At 61.7% G+C, this 17,019-nt stretch carries 20 protein-coding genes; 6 read left to right on the top strand and 14 right to left on the bottom strand.

What is annotated here, in order from left to right; genetic code table 11:
* Positions 1-8 precede the first annotated feature (8 nt).
* Positions 9-269, top strand: a complete 261-nt coding sequence (locus AC0L2O_RS11915) for a hypothetical protein (RefSeq protein WP_473369846.1) — start codon at positions 9-11, stop codon at positions 267-269.
* Positions 270-348: 79 nt separating this feature from the next.
* Here AC0L2O_RS11915 and AC0L2O_RS11910 read toward each other — a convergent pair whose 3' ends face one another.
* Positions 349-2,739, bottom strand: a complete 2,391-nt coding sequence (locus AC0L2O_RS11910; RefSeq protein ID WP_473369845.1) for a membrane-bound PQQ-dependent dehydrogenase, glucose/quinate/shikimate family — start codon at positions 2,737-2,739, stop codon at positions 349-351.
* Positions 2,740-2,974: 235 nt separating this feature from the next.
* Here AC0L2O_RS11910 and AC0L2O_RS11905 point away from each other — a divergent pair, with 235 nt between their 5' ends.
* Together AC0L2O_RS11905 and AC0L2O_RS11900 are read left to right on the top strand one after the other, a co-directional pair.
* A complete protein-coding gene (locus AC0L2O_RS11905) occupies positions 2,975-3,283 on the top strand; it encodes a hypothetical protein (protein WP_473369844.1) in 309 nt (102 codons plus the stop codon).
* A 133-nt stretch (positions 3,284-3,416) separates the two neighbouring features.
* The gene (locus tag AC0L2O_RS11900; protein WP_409192705.1) at positions 3,417-3,599 is read left to right on the top strand and encodes a hypothetical protein; all 183 of its coding nucleotides are present in this window, start codon (positions 3,417-3,419) and stop codon (positions 3,597-3,599) included.
* Between the two features lie 113 nt (positions 3,600-3,712).
* On the opposite strand, the gene AC0L2O_RS11895 is transcribed toward AC0L2O_RS11900, so the two are convergent.
* A complete protein-coding gene (locus tag AC0L2O_RS11895; protein WP_369722228.1) occupies positions 3,713-3,982 on the bottom strand; it encodes a hypothetical protein in 270 nt (89 codons plus the stop codon).
* A gap of 276 nt (positions 3,983-4,258) precedes the next feature.
* Here AC0L2O_RS11895 and AC0L2O_RS11890 point away from each other — a divergent pair, with 276 nt between their 5' ends.
* Together AC0L2O_RS11890 and AC0L2O_RS11885 are read left to right on the top strand one after the other, a co-directional pair.
* A complete protein-coding gene (locus tag AC0L2O_RS11890) occupies positions 4,259-4,459 on the top strand; it encodes a hypothetical protein (protein ID WP_369722229.1) in 201 nt (66 codons plus the stop codon).
* A 185-nt stretch (positions 4,460-4,644) separates the two neighbouring features.
* Positions 4,645-4,893: a DUF6894 family protein gene (locus AC0L2O_RS11885; protein ID WP_473369843.1), complete on the top strand. Its 249-nt coding sequence runs from the start codon at positions 4,645-4,647 to the stop codon at positions 4,891-4,893.
* A gap of 499 nt (positions 4,894-5,392) precedes the next feature.
* Here AC0L2O_RS11885 and AC0L2O_RS11880 read toward each other — a convergent pair whose 3' ends face one another.
* Together AC0L2O_RS11880 and AC0L2O_RS11875 are read right to left on the bottom strand one after the other, a co-directional pair.
* A complete protein-coding gene (locus tag AC0L2O_RS11880; RefSeq protein ID WP_369722231.1) occupies positions 5,393-5,620 on the bottom strand; it encodes a DUF6894 family protein in 228 nt (75 codons plus the stop codon).
* 1 nt (position 5,621) lies between these two features.
* Positions 5,622-6,353, bottom strand: coding sequence for a Crp/Fnr family transcriptional regulator (locus AC0L2O_RS11875; protein ID WP_473369842.1), 732 nt, complete (start codon positions 6,351-6,353; stop codon positions 5,622-5,624).
* A gap of 286 nt (positions 6,354-6,639) precedes the next feature.
* On the opposite strand from AC0L2O_RS11875, the gene AC0L2O_RS11870 reads away from it, so the two are divergent.
* Positions 6,640-7,497: an SDR family oxidoreductase gene (locus AC0L2O_RS11870; RefSeq protein WP_409192708.1), complete on the top strand. Its 858-nt coding sequence runs from the start codon at positions 6,640-6,642 to the stop codon at positions 7,495-7,497.
* Between the two features lie 62 nt (positions 7,498-7,559).
* Here the strand turns inward: AC0L2O_RS11870 and AC0L2O_RS11865 are convergent, their stop codons facing one another.
* From AC0L2O_RS11865 to coxB, 10 genes are all read right to left on the bottom strand, one after another.
* Positions 7,560-7,970 (bottom strand): c-type cytochrome, encoded by a 411-nt coding sequence (locus AC0L2O_RS11865; protein ID WP_473369841.1) that lies wholly within the window; start codon positions 7,968-7,970, stop codon positions 7,560-7,562.
* Positions 7,967-8,599, bottom strand: a complete 633-nt coding sequence (locus AC0L2O_RS11860) for a c-type cytochrome (protein ID WP_473369840.1) — start codon at positions 8,597-8,599, stop codon at positions 7,967-7,969. The genes AC0L2O_RS11865 and AC0L2O_RS11860 overlap by 4 nt, the downstream gene beginning before the upstream one ends.
* Positions 8,600-9,436 carry a substrate-binding domain-containing protein gene (locus tag AC0L2O_RS11855; protein ID WP_473369839.1) on the bottom strand — a complete coding sequence of 279 codons (837 nt, stop codon included), beginning with the start codon at positions 9,434-9,436 and terminating at the stop codon, positions 8,600-8,602. It abuts the gene before it with no gap.
* On the bottom strand, positions 9,420-11,264 hold the full coding sequence (locus tag AC0L2O_RS11850) for a PQQ-dependent dehydrogenase, methanol/ethanol family (RefSeq protein ID WP_473369838.1): 1,845 nt from the start codon (positions 11,262-11,264) through the stop codon (positions 9,420-9,422). The genes AC0L2O_RS11855 and AC0L2O_RS11850 overlap by 17 nt, the downstream gene beginning before the upstream one ends.
* Positions 11,265-11,366: 102 nt before the next feature.
* Positions 11,367-12,137, bottom strand: a complete 771-nt coding sequence (locus AC0L2O_RS11845) for a heme-binding protein (protein WP_473369907.1) — start codon at positions 12,135-12,137, stop codon at positions 11,367-11,369.
* Between the two features lie 77 nt (positions 12,138-12,214).
* A complete protein-coding gene (locus AC0L2O_RS11840; protein ID WP_473369837.1) occupies positions 12,215-13,147 on the bottom strand; it encodes a cytochrome c oxidase assembly protein in 933 nt (310 codons plus the stop codon).
* On the bottom strand, positions 13,135-13,488 hold the full coding sequence (locus tag AC0L2O_RS11835; protein ID WP_473369836.1) for a hypothetical protein: 354 nt from the start codon (positions 13,486-13,488) through the stop codon (positions 13,135-13,137). The genes AC0L2O_RS11840 and AC0L2O_RS11835 overlap by 13 nt, the downstream gene beginning before the upstream one ends.
* The gene (locus tag AC0L2O_RS11830) at positions 13,485-14,084 is read right to left on the bottom strand and encodes a cytochrome c oxidase subunit 3 (protein ID WP_409192714.1); all 600 of its coding nucleotides are present in this window, start codon (positions 14,082-14,084) and stop codon (positions 13,485-13,487) included. The genes AC0L2O_RS11835 and AC0L2O_RS11830 overlap by 4 nt, the downstream gene beginning before the upstream one ends.
* The gene (gene ctaD / locus AC0L2O_RS11825; protein ID WP_473369835.1) at positions 14,081-15,994 is read right to left on the bottom strand and encodes a cytochrome c oxidase subunit I; all 1,914 of its coding nucleotides are present in this window, start codon (positions 15,992-15,994) and stop codon (positions 14,081-14,083) included. Before ctaD ends, AC0L2O_RS11830 begins: the two co-directional genes overlap by 4 nt.
* Complete coding sequence (coxB, locus tag AC0L2O_RS11820; protein ID WP_409192822.1) at positions 15,991-17,001, bottom strand: cytochrome c oxidase subunit II; 1,011 nt, start codon at positions 16,999-17,001, stop codon at positions 15,991-15,993. Before coxB ends, ctaD begins: the two co-directional genes overlap by 4 nt.
* Between the last annotated feature and the right edge of the window lie 18 nt (positions 17,002-17,019).

Raw genomic sequence — 17,019 nt, 5'->3', positions numbered from 1 at the left:
GAGCAAAGATGAAGAGCACGGCACCTTTTCTGACGACACTCGCAGTTCTGTTCGCGGCCGCAGCACCGATGCAGGCCCGCGGCGCGGTTGGACCCGCGATGGGAGGTTATTCGGCCGGCGCCGTCTTCGAGGGCGTCGAATTGCCCAGCTATGGCTGGCCCGGCTACGGATATGCGGATGCGTCTTGGCGCGGAGCCTACCGTGAGCCGGTTCAGCCCTTCTCTGCAGTACGCCCACGCTCGCATCGCGGGCACTGGTCGCGGCAGTAAGCGCTGTTCGCGCCAATCGGGAACGGCTCGTCGTGGCTGCCCATCGACACTGTCGTCAACATGGCGACGGTGATCAGACTCAGCCGCTGCCGGGCAGTGCATACGCCCGGACATAATCGCCGAGTTTAGTGCCGAACGAGCCGTGACCGCCATCGACGGTCACCACATACTGCTTGCCGCCGGCCTCATACGTCATCGGTGTGGCCTGCCCGCCGGCGGGAAGCCGGTCCTCCCACAATTGCTGGCCGGTGCTGATGTCGAACGCTCGGATGTAATCGTCCATGGTGCCCGTCAGGAATGCGACGCCGCCCGCCGTGATCATCGGACCACCGAGCATCGGCACGCCTAGCTTGAAGGGCAACGGCAGCGGCGCCTCGTCGCGAATTGTCCCGACCCGATGCTGCCAGATGATCTTGTTGGTCTTCAGGTCGATCGCGGCAAGAGTCCCCCAGGGCGGCGCCAGACAGGGTATTCCGAGCGGCGACAGGAAGATTCCGAGGTCCACCCCGTAGGGCGTACCATACATTGGCTGCACACCAAGTTCGGTCCCGGGCGGATGCGACGCGGTCGGCGCCGCTGGATTGTCTTTTCCGCGCGGCACCAACCGCGAGATGAACGGGATCGACTGCGGATTGGCGATAGCAATCTGGCGGTGAGGGTCGACGGCGATGCCGCCCCATTCGAACATGCCGAAATCGCCTGGAAACACGATCGTGCCCTGCTCGGAAGGCGGCGTAAACGGGCCTTCATAGCGCAGCCGGTGGAATTTGATCCGGCAGACGAGCTGGTCGAACATCGTGCTGCCCCACATTTGCGCGCCGGTCAGGTTCTCCCGCGGACGAAAACTCAAATCGGAGAACGGCTGTGTCGGCGAGAGTCGGTCGCCAGGGGCCGCACCTTGCGGTACGGGTTGCTCGGGCGCCGGGACCAGCTGATGACCGTCCCGGCGATCAAGCACGAAGATGTTGCCGGTCTTCGCGGGCACGTAGATCGCGGGAGTGACCGCGCCGTCGATGGGCAGATCGACCAGGCTCGGCTGCGAGGGCATATCCATGTCCCAGAGGTCGTGATGCACGTTTTGGAACGACCAGCGTAGCTTGCCCGTGTTGATGTCGAGGGCGACAAGCGCGGAGTCATATCGCTCGTAGTCCGGCTTTCGATTGCCGCCCCAGATATCGGGCGAACTCGAGCCGAGCGGCACGTAGACCAACCCCAAGCCCTCGTCGACCGCCGAGATCGACCATGAATTCGGCGAGCCAGCCGTGAAGTGGTGGGTAGCCGAAGGCATTTCGTTCGGATCGGGATTGCCGGAGTCGAACACCCAGATCAGTTTTCCGGAATAGATGTCGAAGCCGCGGATCACGCCCGAAGGCACGCGATCGGAATAGTTGTCGATTACGGAGCCGCCCATGATCAAGATCTTGTCGGTCACGACGGGAGGCGAGGTGCCCTCGTAGAAGCCGAGCGTCTTGATTTCGCTTCCCTGCTTCAAGTCGATCTGGCCGTGATCGCCAAAGCTCTCACAGGGCTTGCCGCTTTCGGCATCGAGCGCAAACATTCGCCCGTCATCGGTCGGCAGAAAGATGCGCTTGGGGCAGTCCGCCGGCGCGGGTGTTCCGTCCGCGGTGGCCGCGCCCTGCTTCGTCTCGTGATAGGAGACGCCACGGCAGGTCATGTGCTGGAATGTCTTGTTGCGCGCAATCTGCGGATCGAACTTCCAGCGCAGCTTGCCGGTGGCGGCCTCGAGCGCAAACACGATCTGATGCTGCGAGCAGGTGTAAAGCAGGTCTCCGATCTTGAGCGGCGTGGCTTCGTTGGTGATCTCATCGGGGTCATCCGGGCCCTTGCCGTCTCCGGTACGGAACTCCCATGCGAGCTTGAGATTTTTCACATTGCCCGTGTTGATCTCCCGCAGGCTGGAATAGCGTGTGCCAAAGCCGCTGCCACCATAGGCGGTCCAGTCGGATGCGGCGTCGGCCGGCGATGGTGCGCCTGCCGCGGCATTCGCGTTCTCGGCGCCGAGCGCTCCCGCTATCGCTTTGCGATCCGAGCTTAAGGAAACACCAAGTACGACGGCCGCAACAATCAGGACCAATCCCAATCCCGAGGCTGCCGCTCGTCGGCGGCCAGCCAAATGCGAGCTGATGAACGGCAGCAGCAGCCAGATCCCGATCGGGACCAAAACATCGCCCCGCGGGGCCAGCGACCAGAAGTCCAGGCCGACTTCCCAGATGGCCCAGATCAGCGTTGCGAGCAACAGCGCCGCATACAGCCACAACGCCTCGGCCCGCCTTCGGAAGAGGAGCCACGCCACCGCGAGCAGTGCCAGCCCGGCGATGAGATAGTAGAAGGACCCGTGAATCAGGACCAGCCAGATTCCACCGGCGGCAAGTACAAGCCCCATGAGCGCGAGGATGATGGCGGTCGCGACCAACAGCGGCGCCTGCCGCACTGATATACGGCTATGCATTGCCGAACTCCGGAATGATTAGACTGAGCGAAACTGCTGGAGCTCGGCGGAAGTTCCTCTTGACGGGATGGCGTACGTTCCAGCCCGGCAGCTTCGTTCCGCGGCTTCCGGCCTTTCACTCGGGGCCTCGCCAATCTGCCCCAAGACTAACGCCTGTTTCCCCGCGGAATCCCTCGGCTTAGGAACACCTCTGCCGGAATCGCATTGTGAATCCACCTTGAACAGGAGGACAGTGATGCGAAAACTCGTTATTGCCGCTCTTGCGGCAGGCGCGATATCGGCCGTAACCGCAGCACCAGCCGAGGCGCGTTGGCACGGTGGCTGGCATGGAGGATGGGGCGGTCCCGGTCTTGGCTTCGGACTTGCTGCCGGCGCCTTGGCCTTGGGAGCTGTTGCGGCTGCTTCGCCTTACTACTATGGGCCCGGCTACTATCCCGGTCCATACGCCTATTACGGGCCACGTCGCTATGCCTATTACGGTCCGAGCTACTACTACGGGCCACGATATTATCGCCCTTACTATGGGCCATACGGCTACTGGTAACGACAACGGCCCGGTTTGATCCGGGCCTTTTTGTCGGCGACAAGCGATGTGTTCGTCTTTCCGGTTAACTTATGTAGACGTCAGCGGCGCGCCGGCGCGATAGCCTTCTCACGAAGCCACGAGAGGAGTGCCAATGCAGAAACGACGCCGCTTCAAGCAAACAACATCGCTTCAAGACCGCATCGCAAAATTCTCAGAGGACGTCCGCAAGCAAGCTGACAACGCGGCCGATAGGAGTACCAAGGAAGCGCTTCTTAAAAAGCTTTGTGCTGCCGATACCGCCGCCGATCTCGACCGTCAATTGTCCACCGGGTGATGCGGAAAATTCGGCCTTGCCCGAATGCAATCTGTTCCCCGGATCGGCTCAGGCAGCGAGCGTGACGCGCCGCGCGACAATGATCGCCACGACCGTCAGAAAGAACTTGCCCATCACCTCTTGTCGTCCTGAGCGTCCTTCTGGACCGGTTGACGCGGCATGTGGCCAGGCTGTGTCTTCGGAGCAGTCTGTGCACGCTCCTTGTCTTGAGGCTGTTCCTCACCGCGCCCCGCTCGCGTGATGCCCTGATCGGGTGGTTGCGTCATGCTGTCGTTTCTTTCTGACTTCTGACGCGCGCCTTCCGCGGCAAGTCGACCGTCGCCCAGGATTTCTCCGACGAGCTCTTTGGTGGTCCCGGCGATGCTGTCTTTCGGCTTGCTCATGCGGCCTCTTTGAACGCTCTCCGTTGTCAGGCAACGGCAACGGGCGGGCCAGGCGGCCGTTCCTCGCAGCCTTTCTGTCAGCCGCCGCCGGATTTGCGGCCGTCATTTCATGGAGACGCCGATTGGCGGCGAACTGATCGGGTACGCGCCCGATGAGCAAGCGATGAGAGCAGGCCTGGCGGCCGCCACCGGCCGCGCTGGGCCGGGCTTTAACATGTGCGAATCCGGAACTTGCCGGTTTCGTGCATAATCGGCCCGACAACGGGGGAAGCCCACATGTTTGATGCCCAAACAGCCGCCTTGTTGCGGACGATCCTCGACGAGGTTTGTGCAGGCATGTCCGGCGACGAAGCCGCTACGAGAGCCCATGTGGCCTCGAAGCTGTTCGAATCCGCCAACCGCGGCGAAATCTCGGTCGAAGGTCTGAAGGCCGTCGCGCGAAAGGCGCTCTCGGACGCCCCGACCATGTGGCGGTAGTGTCAGAGGCGTCATCGAAGTGGCGCGCAGCTTCCGCAATACGTCAGCGATCGCGGCGCACACGCGCCGCTTTAGCGGTCAGCGGTTCTGGCATTTAGTGGTATTTCCGATATTTGCGTCGGACATAGGAACGAACGCCTGGCCACTGCTTAGGCTCACCGAATGAGCGAGGGAGACGCCCGGTGATGCCGCGCTTCTATTTCGATCTGCGCGACGGTGACAACCTCGCCGTTGATGAAGAAGGGCTGGAGCTGCCCAACATAGGCGCGGTTCAAGCGGAGGCCGCGATATCGCTGGCCGATATGGCCCGGGATGCCGTCCATGGCGCTCCTCTCGTTCGTGGCGGACACCGCATGGCGATCGAGGTTCGGGACGACGCCGGGCCGGTGATGCAAGTCAGGTTTGCCTTCGAGGTCGAACCACAGAAACAGTAGTCCGCTGGAAGAATTTCACAGATCGGCAGGCGCTCGTGTCCGGACTCCTCACGCGCGAAGAAGGTGCGACGCTTGTCAACGAAAAACGGACTGCCTCTTCAGGCGCCGTCGGCTTCGGATCTCGTTGGCTGATCCGTTAACCTATGTAGATGCCATCTGAAATGGCGGGCTGTAGGTTTACTGTTGAACAAGCGTGAGAAGTACTGCAATGCAACGACGACGTTTTAAGCAGACGACCTCCCTTCAGGAGCGAATAGCGGAGTTTTCCGAGAGAGTCCGTAAACAGGCAGATGCGGCGACTGATGGAAAAGAGAAGGAAGAGCTTCTCAAGAGACTCCGTTGCGCCGACACTGCGGCGAACCTTGAACGGCAGCTGACGATCGAGTCCTGACCGCCTTCTCGCGTTGCTCTGGCTTGCGGAGGTGCCTCGGTGGAACGACATCGCCGCGCACGGCGCGCGCCATCGGCGGCAGCCTGTGTCTTGGCCAATCGGGGGCCTTCACCCAAGCTCTTTCAGGCCAAGTGTTACAGTCATTTCAAACAATGGCCCGTCCTCGGTCCTTACGGTCACGGTCACCTGCGATCCCTTTGAGGCGAACACGTCCCTCGCTATCGAGGTCGCCGTGGCAATAGCTTCCTTCCTCGCAGCTTCGACGCTGGCATGCTCGGCTCCCTCGTCGTCAGACACGGCAAAGAAGTCATCCCGAATATCGAAATAATAGCGCATTTCAGAGCGAGCGATCCAAATGAAGATAGAGCGCGTCGAAGTCGGCTATCTCCCTCAATCCAGCTTCGTTCAGCAGCGTGATGCGGCCTCTGTCGAGATCGAGCAGACCTCTGCTGCGCAATTCCTGGACCACACGGTTCATGTGAACCACGCTCGTTCCCACGGCGTCAGCAAGCAGTGCTTGCGTTGCCGGAAAGCTGTAGGACCGGCCGTCCGTGCGTCCAATCGCCGCCAATCTGGTATAGAGCTCGAGTACCAAGTGTGCCACGCGGCTCGTCGCGTCCCGCTGGCCGACATTGCAGATCCACTCGCGGAAAACCGAGGCATCGGTCAGGGTGTCGCGCCAAAGCGCTTGAGCAATATTCGGTCGGCGCTTGATCAGCTCGCGCAGCGGCGCATGCGGGATAAAGCCGAGGACGCTATTTCCCAATGCGCTGACATCGTGATCCATGACGTGAAGAAACAGGCTCTGCAGATCAGGGATGTCGCCTGGCTGGTGGAATGCGAGAACCTGACGGCGCCCGGTCCCGACGATCTTGGATCGCAGCACGAATCCATCGACGACCAGGCAGCACGCCGACGGCCGATCGCCGAAGGATACGATCGGTTCGCCGCTGGCCATCGATTTGACTGATATCGGGAGCGTTCTGATCGCACCCTCGTCCTCCTCGTCGATCTCGGTGCTGACCCTCAATCTCTTCAAGAAGGGCTCTGTAACGTCCGCTTTGGTCATCTCTCGCTCCCGAACGCAGAACCTGATTTCGGGAAAAAAGTTCCCAAGCAAAGTTCCCAAACATGGCTGCCGATGCCGCCGCCATCCCTACCGATGGGCTCGTCCAGCGCGCGTATGCGTAGCGAGAATTGATGCCGCGACAGGCTGATCGCCATGAACGTCACGCTCGTGGTGGTGTTCCCAGGCCCGCGAGGGCTCGGCCCGACTCTCCTGCAGATTCGCCGCCAGAGTGAAGGAACGCCTTGCGGACAGCGCAAGTTAGTCAGCCGAACAGCCGGAGCCTGACATGACAAACTATCCAAAGCCGCCATACCCGCCGCAAAAACAATCGATGCCCGGTTCGACCAAAGCGATGAACCCACGGCCCGACCATGGTGAGGCGACGTACAAGGGCGCCGGTCGTCTCGCCGGCAAGAAGGCAATCATCACGGGCGGGGATAGCGGCATCGGGCGGGCGGTTGCGATTGCCTACGCGCGCGAGGGCGCGGATGTCGCCATAGCCTACCTGGATGAGCACGAGGACGCCGCCGAGGTCAAAGCTCTGGTCGAGCGGGAAGGGCGCAAGGCCGTTCTTATCTCCGGCGATATCCGCGACGCCCAACATTGCCGTAGCGTCGTTCGCCGGACCGTCGACGAACTTGGCGGGCTCGACATCCTGGTCAACAATGCGGCGCACCAGGACACCTTCAAAGACATCGCCGACATCAGCGACGAGGAATGGCAACGGACCTTCGAGACGAATATCCACGCCATGTTCTATTTGACCAAGGCGGCGGTCGCTTGCATGAAGCCGGGAAGCGCCATCATCAACACGGCTTCTGTCAATTCAGACATGCCGAACCCGACCCTGCTTGCCTATGCTACCACCAAAGGCGCGATCCAGAACTTCACCGGTGGACTCGCCCAGATGTTGGCGGAGAAGGGCATTCGGGCCAACGCGGTTGCGCCCGGTCCGATCTGGACTCCCCTTATTCCGTCTACGATGCCGGAGGAGACGGTCAAGAATTTCGGTCAACAAGTGCCCCTGAAGCGCGCCGGGCAGCCGGCCGAGCTCGCAACGGCCTACGTCATGCTGGCCGATCCTCTTTCGAGCTACACCTCTGGCACGACGGTCGCTGTGACCGGAGGCAAGCCCTTCATCTAGGATCGCGTTTCACGGGGCTGCGCTGGAGCAAGTCGTCCTTGCGTGATGGCTGCCGGAACAGGCTATTTTAGCGTGTAGAGATAGGCGGCAATGTCCCGCGCATCTTTCTGCGGAATGCCCATGCTCGGCATGGCATTGCCCGGCAGGACCTTCTGCGGCTCCTGAATCCAGAACGCCATATTCTCGGGAGAATTTCGCACGAAGCCTGCAATGTAAGTGCGGGTGCCGATACGATGTAGCGGTGGGCCAACATTGCCGTCGGCGCCCGCTATACCGGGAATGTCATGACAACCGCCGCAACCGTATTGGCCGATCAGCTCGGCACCGTGTCGGGCGTCACCGGTGAAATTGACCGGGCCGGCAGCTTTGCCCGGACCGCAAGCGGTGAGCACGGAGCCGAGCAGCAGGATCATCAGAAGACGCGTATCGCGGGGCACAGAGAAGCAGATCATCGGGCGCTCCGCCTCGCTCATGGTTTTTGGCCGAAGCTGAATCCTTTGGTGCTCGACCAGGGATCGCTGGTCGAAACCTGCTCCGACGGGACCTGCTCGACATTTGGCGACAGCGGGCTCGCGGAGAATGTTCGACCCCATTGATGGGTCGGCTCGTTGCTGATCTTGCCGATATAGGTCACGAGATCCCAAATCACCGAATCTGGCAGCACCGAGCCCCACGCCGGCATGCCGTTCGGGCGGCCCTGGTAAATGGAGAGATAGATGTTCTCTGGCTGCGAGCCGTAGATGAAAAGACTATTGCTGAGCGCAGGCCCCATCCCGCCGCCACCGTTCGGCGCGTGACACCCGACGCAGTTGAGACTGACGTAATACGTCATGCCGCGTTCGAGTGCCTTCGGGTCTCCCTGTGCAGGATTCTTGATGGCCGGGCTGCTGGGCTGTGCACCCGGGAAGAGGTGGGTGACCGGCACTTGCATGAAAACGCCCGGCCTGCCGTTGCCGACACTCTCGCCAAAATTAGGCCGGGGCGCGAGCGTCGGCGTCTCGGCTTCTTGCGATTGTGGCAGGGTCTGCTGGCCGATGGATGATCCGCTGCCGGCGATGACCATGAGCAGAGCAATGGCAATCCTGAAGGGACGCAGGGGCATCTAATGTCCTCCGGAAGCGGTTTCCGACATCTCCACCAAGGGAACGCCGTAATCACGCAGGAGGGTTGCGATTTCGGCGCGATGGTCGACGATGAATGTATTGAGCTGATCGCGCAGGGCGTGATCACTCTTGCGCACGCCCATCGAAATGGAAAACTGGAATTGCTGGGGTGCAAACCGGTCCCCGTCCCGGATCGGCGTGACGGTCAGAGGCACTGGCGAAAGCTTGGCGAAGTAGCCGGCGAGGGGCCCCCATGCGGCGGCAACGTCGATCTCCCGATCTTCGACCGCCTCGAGCAATCGCGCCGGTGGATCTGCCTGGCGATAGTCGCCATAGATCGAGTAGCCACGCACGTTGTCGACAATACCCTGATCGCCGAGTGCCTGCGCCGGCGGCGCATTGTTGCCGTCATCGCCGATCAGGTGCACCCCGATCGTCAACTTGCGCAGCCTTGGATCGAGCAGGGAAGCGACATCGAGATGCTGATCCTGGCGCGACAGGAAAACGTAGGTCGACCGATAATAAGGAATCGTCGGCTCGACCAGATCGTAGGTCGAGGGCACGCCCATCACCACGTCGCATTTGCCGGCTTTCAAGGTGTTTCGGATGAATCCGCGGCGCTGCGCCCACCAGGTGTAGGCGACCTGCTTGCCCAGATGGTCCGCGATCATGGCCGCAAGCCGGTTCTCAAATCCGAGCTCGGCGCTGTTGGAAAACGGCATGTTGTTTGGGTCGGCGCACACCCGAAGCTCGGAAGCAGACGCAGCGATGATACGGCTGGTCAAGAGGACCGTAGTCGCAAGCGCCGCCGTCGCCCCCTTACTGAGCCGGCGCATGATTGTTGTCCTGCGCTGGATTACCCAACCTGAAGACGAGCAGCTCGCTGCCGGCCGCGGTGTAGAACGGCAAATCCTGGGTCGCGCCCGTGAAGCCAAGCGCAGCGTTGCGCACGCGGGGATCGACCTCGGCATTTGCCACGACGCCCGGCCAACCACCGACGCCTGACAGAACGGCGATGTATTGCTGGCCGTCCGAGCCGCGATAGGAAACCGGCTGACCGATAAAGCCGGATCCCGCCCTGAACTGCCAGAGCGGATGTCCATCCTTGGCATCGACGGCTTTGAACAGTCGGTCCATCGTGCCGTAGAACGCGACATCTCCGGCCGTGACCAATGCACCGCTCCAGACCGGAAGCTTCTCGTGAATCTCCCAGACCTTTTTGCGCGCGACCGGGTCCCACGCCATGAACTCGCCACGGTAGCCACCCGGACCCGCGAACATGTCGACTTCAGCACCGACATACGGCGTGCCGGCGATATAGCCGACCTGAGACGCCTTGAAATTCATGCACAGATGTTGATGCGGGACGTAGAGCAATTTGGTTCGGGGAGACCAGGCGCTCGGCTGCCAATCCTTGGCGCCAGGCGCAGAGGGACAGATGTTCTCGATGGTCTTGCCGAGCAGAGGCGTCTTCTCGTCATTGGGAATGATCTTCCCCGTCTTCAGATCGACGCCCTTGTAAGCGTTGACGAACTCGTAGGCGTCCGCGGAAATCACCTCGCCGGTCGCGCGGTCGATCACGTACATGTAGCCGTTGCGCCCCGGGTGGATCAGCGCTTTGCGCGGCTTCCCGTTGATCTCGAGGTCGACAAGGACGTTTTCGTTGATTTCATCGTGGTCAAAAAGATCGTGCGGATTGACCTGATAGGCCCATTTGGCCCGGCCGTTGTCGGGATCCCTTGCGAAGATCGTGGTGCTCCAGAGATTGTCGCCGCTGCGCTGGTTGGCGTTCCACGGACTTGGGTTCGCCGTACCGTAGTAGATCAGTTTCAATTCCGGGTCGTAGGAAATCCAGCCCCACATCGTGCCGCCACCAACCTGCCAGCGATCAGCCGGCCAGCTCTTGACCCCGAGGTCTTGGCCCTTGAGATTGTCGTAGAAAGGCTTGAAATCATCGCCGATCAGGACGTCCTTGTCCGGCCCTGTTGCGTAGGCGCGCCAGACGATGGCGCCGGTGTTTTCATCCAGCGCAGTCACCCAGCCGCGAACGCCCATCTCACCGCCGCTGTTGCCGACCAGGATATTTCCGTTGACGATCACCGGCGCCATCGTGATCGTTTCGCCCTTGTTGATCTCCCCAAGTTTGGTGTGCCAGAGCTCCTTGCCGCTGCCCGCATCGATCGCAACCGTGTGGTTGTCGAGCGTGTTGAGAAAGACCTTGCCATTATCGAAGGCAAGTCCGCGATTGATCACGTCGCAGCAGGCAACGCCGGCCGCGGCGGGCTCTGGCTTCGGCGCATACGACCATTTCAACTCGCCTGTCGTCGCGTCGAGCGCGAACACGCGGTTGGGGTAGGGGCCCGCATACGGGCCGACCACATACATCGTGCCGTCGACGACGATAGGCGCGGCCTCCTGTCCGCGATCGGCTCCGATCGAGAATGTCCAGGCAAGCTGCAGGCGAGACGCATTGCCTGCATTGATCTGATCGAGTTCGCTGTAGCGGGTATTGGCATAATCCCGCGCCGCCATCGGCCATTGTGCGGGATCCTTCATGCGGCTGATCAGATCGGTTTGGGCTGAAGCCGCGGGCAGGAGCGTTCCAGTGATCAAGACAAGGCCCAACACTCCGATCAGCGGACGCCTCAAATCCCGCGCTAACATATGTAAACGTCTCCAGGAGAATGGTCCGCGCCTGCCGCAGGCCAACCGCGGACGTACAAAGGTTTCCTTAGCTGTTGGTTCCTAACCTGCCGCCGGGCAAACCTATCTCACGACGTTTCCCGACACCCCGGCACCGAGATCGATCGCGATCTGGTCTTCCTTGCCGTTGCATTTGGGGTGACCAAAGCCTGATGGGCTTTTGCCGTCTGGCCCGATGTCGTAGATGATGGCGTCCTTCATGTTGGGACTGACGCCTGCCGGAACGTGATCGAGCCCGAGATAATGCCGCGTGCGCCAGGCGACGTTGTGATCCGCGCACGAGCTGTCGCCGCTGACCCCGATCGCGCCGGTAATGCCGTGATCGTCGTAGAGCGCAAGGCCGCCGCCGAACACGATCACGCCGCCCACGGGCTTGCCGACCATCGGATCATGCGCGGTGCCGAAGTCCTCCGGCCGGCCGGAATAGATCACGTCCGGCGACGGCGGATTGCTCAGCCCCGCGCCGAACAGGATTCCGCCAGGTTGGGAACCCGCATAGAGATTGGCGCTCGCCATCGCCTTGTTCTTCAGGCTGAACGCGTTGGAGGTGTTCGCCTTCTCTGCTGCGATGGCGCGACTGCCGAGCCATTGATCGTCCGCCTTGTCGCCGCTGTAAGCAACCGCGCAGACGACGCCTTCGCGGTTCACGACGGCCGCCCACTCATTGTTGTCAAATCCACCGTTGCTTGGGCCTCCCGACGGCTTGACGCTCTTCTTGAGGACATCGGCCAATTGGTTATGGTCGACCGGGCAGGACATTGGGGAGCTCGGCTGATCCTCCGCCGGCGATGCCGACGGACCGAGACAGCAGATCACCAGGATAAATCCAACCATTGCGCGTCGGTTGCTCATGCATTCTCCCGTCATGACCGTTAACCCCTGCGACGAACGTCGGGCGAAAGCAGCGGTTCCTAGCCGATTCCGGGCATTCGATAGGAGGCGTGAGAGGACGGCGTTTCGCTCATGCTGAGCCAGCGATAGGCGAACACCAGCGCAGCGCCGGTGTAGAGCGCTCCCATGGGCACCCACATCAAGATGCCTGCAAGCTGCTGGTCTTCCAACTTTGACAGACCGAAATCCGCCGCGAGAACGCCTTGGCCGGGAATCCACACCCGTGTCGACAAGGTCAAAAGCGCGCCGAGCACGCCGGAATGCAACACCGTTACAAACAGACATGCGATGCCGATCCCGTCGCGCAGCCGCGCGCTGCGACCCGGACCGCGGCCGTAGAACAGCACCCACCAGAACAGAAGCGCTGTCGCAAAAAAGCTGACATGCTGCAGACGATGGACCGCCACGTTCTCCAGAGCCCATGCGTACAGAGGCGGTGCGTGCCAGATCCAGAGCGCAAGCCCGTGCAATGCCGTTGCGCTGACAGGGTGGCTGAGGAAGCTCCAGGCCGCCGCCAACGGCCCTGTGCTGAAGACGCGACCGACCGGGGCGCGCAGCTTTGAGGGCAGGCTCCACAACATCGGGCCGTTGATCCTGGCCCAGGCCATCAGCGGAGCGGCGACGAGCATCAGCAGTTCATGTTCGACCATGTGCGCGGTGAACAGGCGCTCGCCGATCCAGTGAAGAGGTGACGTGACCGCGAGCGCAACGACCAGCCATCCGGTCCAGAACGCGGCGACCCGACCGTAGCTCACTCCACGCCCACCGCCGGCGCTATGCCAGAGCCGCTGCGTTCCGATGTAGAAAGCGATGCCGACCGCATAGAGCGGGGTGAGCAGCCAGGGGTCGTAGCTCCACAGCGACGATGGATCGATCACGTCGGACAGGCCGTGCGCGGCAGCGGACGAGGGCAGCCACCCGACAAACAGCAGAACCGCGATCAGCGCAGGCATGAGTTGACCATGGAAGCGGCCATGAGCTGATTTGCGATCACGAGTGCGAACAGGATGCCGCTGCCGACGCCGAGCCAGGCCATGAACGTTCTGGGGCCGCCGCCCTGAGCGTCGGCCCATTCCGATCCGGCACCGCGATAGATCGCCCGCGCTGATAGCAGCGAGCCGGCCAGAGCGACCAGCATCAAAATGGCCCCTATCACCAGGCCGCTGGACGCCGTCCTGTGGCAGGCGAAATGTGTGATGGCGTAAGCGGCCTGCGAATTTGTAGCCCAGGCGACCGGCCCCAGAGCCACGCCGGCCCAATAAAGCAGCTTTGAGTTTTGCTCGGGAGTACTCATAGCCTTGGCACCCAATCGAGCAGGACGTACAGAGGCAGCCATGCCAGGACGACGAAATTCCAGTAGAAAACGTTGTCAGTGACGTCGCTGAACCGGCGCGGCTTTGCGTGCGACGTGAACATCAGCACCGTCAGAACGATCGTATCGGCGAGGTCGGTCGCCAGATGCGTCGTATGCAGGCCGAGAATGAGCCAGACGATGGAGCCATAGGCCGAATTGTCCCACCGGGTGTTGAGATGCGCGAATTCGAATCCGCGCAGGACCAGCAGCACGATTCCGATCAGCGACATCACGATCAGGCAGGCACGGACCTTCGGCAGATCCTGGCGATGCGCGACACGGCTGGTGTACTGGTTCGGGATGATGCTGAGGAGATACAGCGCGGTCTCGACGCTGCCCGGCCAAAGGTCGGGCGGCGCCGCTCCGATCGGCCAGGTCGGATTCACCGCATACAGATAAAGGTATGCACCGACCGCGATCGCAAAACCCATGCCCTCGAGCGCCATGAAACCCATCGCGCCCCACCAGGGCCCGCTCCGTGGGCCGAAACCGTAGGTCGGCAACTCTCCGACGTTCTGGACGATTTGCTGCTTCACTCCTCGTCCTCCCTGCTGCCCGTCGGCCAGAACCAGCCGATCAGGGCGACGGCCATCGGAGGCGTACCCCAGAGCACGGCCCAGGGCGTGAAGATGGAGCCGATGAAGAACACCGTGGTAGCGAGCGCGGTGAGCAGGGGCCAGATGCTTGGCTCCGGCGAAGCTTCGCGGACCTGCGGATCGGCTTCCGCAAGCGATGTCAGCAGCACCTCGCGGCGCTCCACGCTCATACCGGCTACGACCCGCATGCTCTCGGTATCGGACCACAGCGGCTCGCGATGGTCCACCGCGGGAATACGCTCGAAATTGTAGGACGGCGGCGGTGAAGTCGTTGCCCACTCCAGCGTGGAGGCGCCCCAGGGATTGTTGCCGGCCAGCGCACCTCTGCGCCCACTGACGACCGCGTTTACAATCAGCAGGACGAAACTGAGGCCGAAAAGCGCGGCGCCACTGCTCGACAGCAGATTCAACCGGTCCCAACCCATGTCGGGCGTGTAAGTGTAGACCCTGCGCGGCATGCCCAGCAGTCCGAGAAAGTGCATCGGGAAGAACGCGAGGTTGAAGCCCACGAACGCAAGCCAGAAATTCCACCGCCCCAGCCTCTCGCTCATCAAGCGACCGCTGATCTTCGGGAACCAGTAGTAGACGGCCCCGAGCAGCGGAAACACCGCCCCGCCGATCAGGACGTAGTGGAAGTGAGCCACCACGAAGTAAGTGTCGTGCACCTGGGTATCGATCGGCACCGAGGCCACCATCACGCCTGAAAGGCCGCCGATCACGAAGATCACGATGAAGCCGAGCACGAACAATAGCGGCGTCCGATAAACCGGTCGGCCATCCCACAACGTTGCGAGCCAGCAGAAGATCTGCAAGCCACTCGGAACCGCGATGAGCATGCTGTTGGCCGTGAACAGCGCGGCGCCAAGCTGCGGCAGTCCGGTCACGAACATGTGGTGCACCCACAGCCCGAACGACAGAAAGCCGGTCGCAATCAGGGAAAGGACAATCACGGGATATCCAATCACCGGCCTGCGCGCGAACGTGGCGAGGATCATGGAGGCCATGCCGGTCGCAGGCAGGAAGATGATGTAGACCTCGGGATGTCCGAAAAACCAGAACAAATGCTGCCACAGCAGCACGTGCCCGCCGGCCGCCGGATCGAAGAAATGCGTGTTGACGAGCCGGTCGAGGATCAGCGAGGTCGAGGCGATCATGATGGACGGCATCGCAAACATCACGAGAAAGGAGGTCACCAGCATCGACCAGACGAAGATCGGGATGCGGTCGAGCGTCATGCCCGGTGCGCGCAGCTTGAACACGGTGACGACGATCTCTACGGCGACTGCAAGCGCGGCGACTTCGGTAAACGTGATCATCTGCGCCCAGACGTCGGCGCGTTTGCTGGGCGTGAACTGAAGGCTCGAAAGGGGGACGTAGGCGAACCAGCCGACATCAGGGCCGACATTGAAAAGAAAGGAAATCCACAAAAAGAGTCCGCCGAACAAGAACATCCAATAGCTGAAGGCATTGAGGCGCGGAAATGCGATATTCCGCGTACCCACCATCAACGGCACGAAATAGACAGCGAACGCCTCCATCACGGGAACGGCGAACAGGAACATCATGGTCGAGCCGTGCATCGTAAAGACCTGGTTGTAGAGGTCTGCCGACAGAACGTGTTTCTCTGCGCCGGCGAGCTGAGCGCGCATGAGGAGCGCGAGAATGCCGCCCAGAAACAGGAATAGAAACGCCGTGAGGATGTAGCGCCGGCCGATGACCTTGTGATCGACCGATGCAAGCGCGCCGATCAAGCCAGACGGGGTTCGCCAGATCCTGTCGAGCCGCGTCGCGAGTTGCAGCCCGTCCAGAGCGTCGTCGCGCAATTCGCTGTGCTGGGCGACCAGAGTCACTTGAGCTGCTCCAGATAATGGTGGATCGCGATGAGTTCATCTGACTGCAACGGCATCTGCGGCATGAGATTGCCGGGCTTGATGTGTTGGGGGTCGGCGAGCCACGCGCCCAGGGTCGCTGAATTGAGCGGCAACGTACCCGCGGCGATTGTGGTGCGGCTGCCGATATGCGTCAGGTCCGGACCGAGCTGGCCGCCGGCAAGGGTGCCGCGGATGGCGTGACAGAGCGCGCAGCCGCGAGCGCGAAACAGCTGTTCGCCCTGTTTTGCCAGCGGGTCGCTCGGGCTGACTGCGCTCTGGTTCTCGTGATCGCGCCAGCGCTTGAACTCGTCTTGCGGCAGCGCGATCACCGCGAACGCCATGTGCGCGTGCTGCAGTCCGCAAAACTCGGCGCATTGGCCGCGATAGACGCCAGGCGTCTTCGCCGTAAACTGGATCTCATTCTGCTGGCCTGTGATCAGGTCCATTTTTCCCGTGAGACTTGGGATCCAGAAACTGTGGATGACGTCGGCCGATTCCAGCTGCACTTTCACGGGCTGCTCGACCGGGATCCGAATCTCGTTGGCCGTGATGAAACTCAAATGCGGGCTATCCGCCTCATAGCTGACTTCCCACCACCATTGATGCCCGGTGATCTTCAGGGTGAGTGCGTTGGGGTCCTTCGCGAACACGCTGCGTTGTCCGGCGTAGCTGACCAGGGACAGCGCAAGCACGATGATGATCGTTGCGATGCCGAGTCCAAGGACAATTTGGCCGGCGCGTTTTTCAAACGGCGGATCGAGTGCAAGTGGGTCTCGGGACAGTGTGCGCTGGCGCCACAGCCCCGCGGCGAGAACCGCCACAACGGCAATCCAGACGACCGCTGCGACGGCCAGGAAGCCGACAAACGTACGGAAAATGTCTCCGGATTGCAGCGCGTGAGGGTCCAACGCAGATTGCCGCCCGGCACAGGCGCAGAGGGGCCAAACCGCAAAAAATACAAGACCCGATCTCATCCAAGCTGGCATGGGTGGTACAGACGCTCC

Source organism: Bradyrhizobium sp. Kon10 (genome assembly GCF_055807395.1).
Note: the sequence above shows the minus strand (reverse complement) of the source record. Positions and strands in the feature narration are given on the sequence as shown.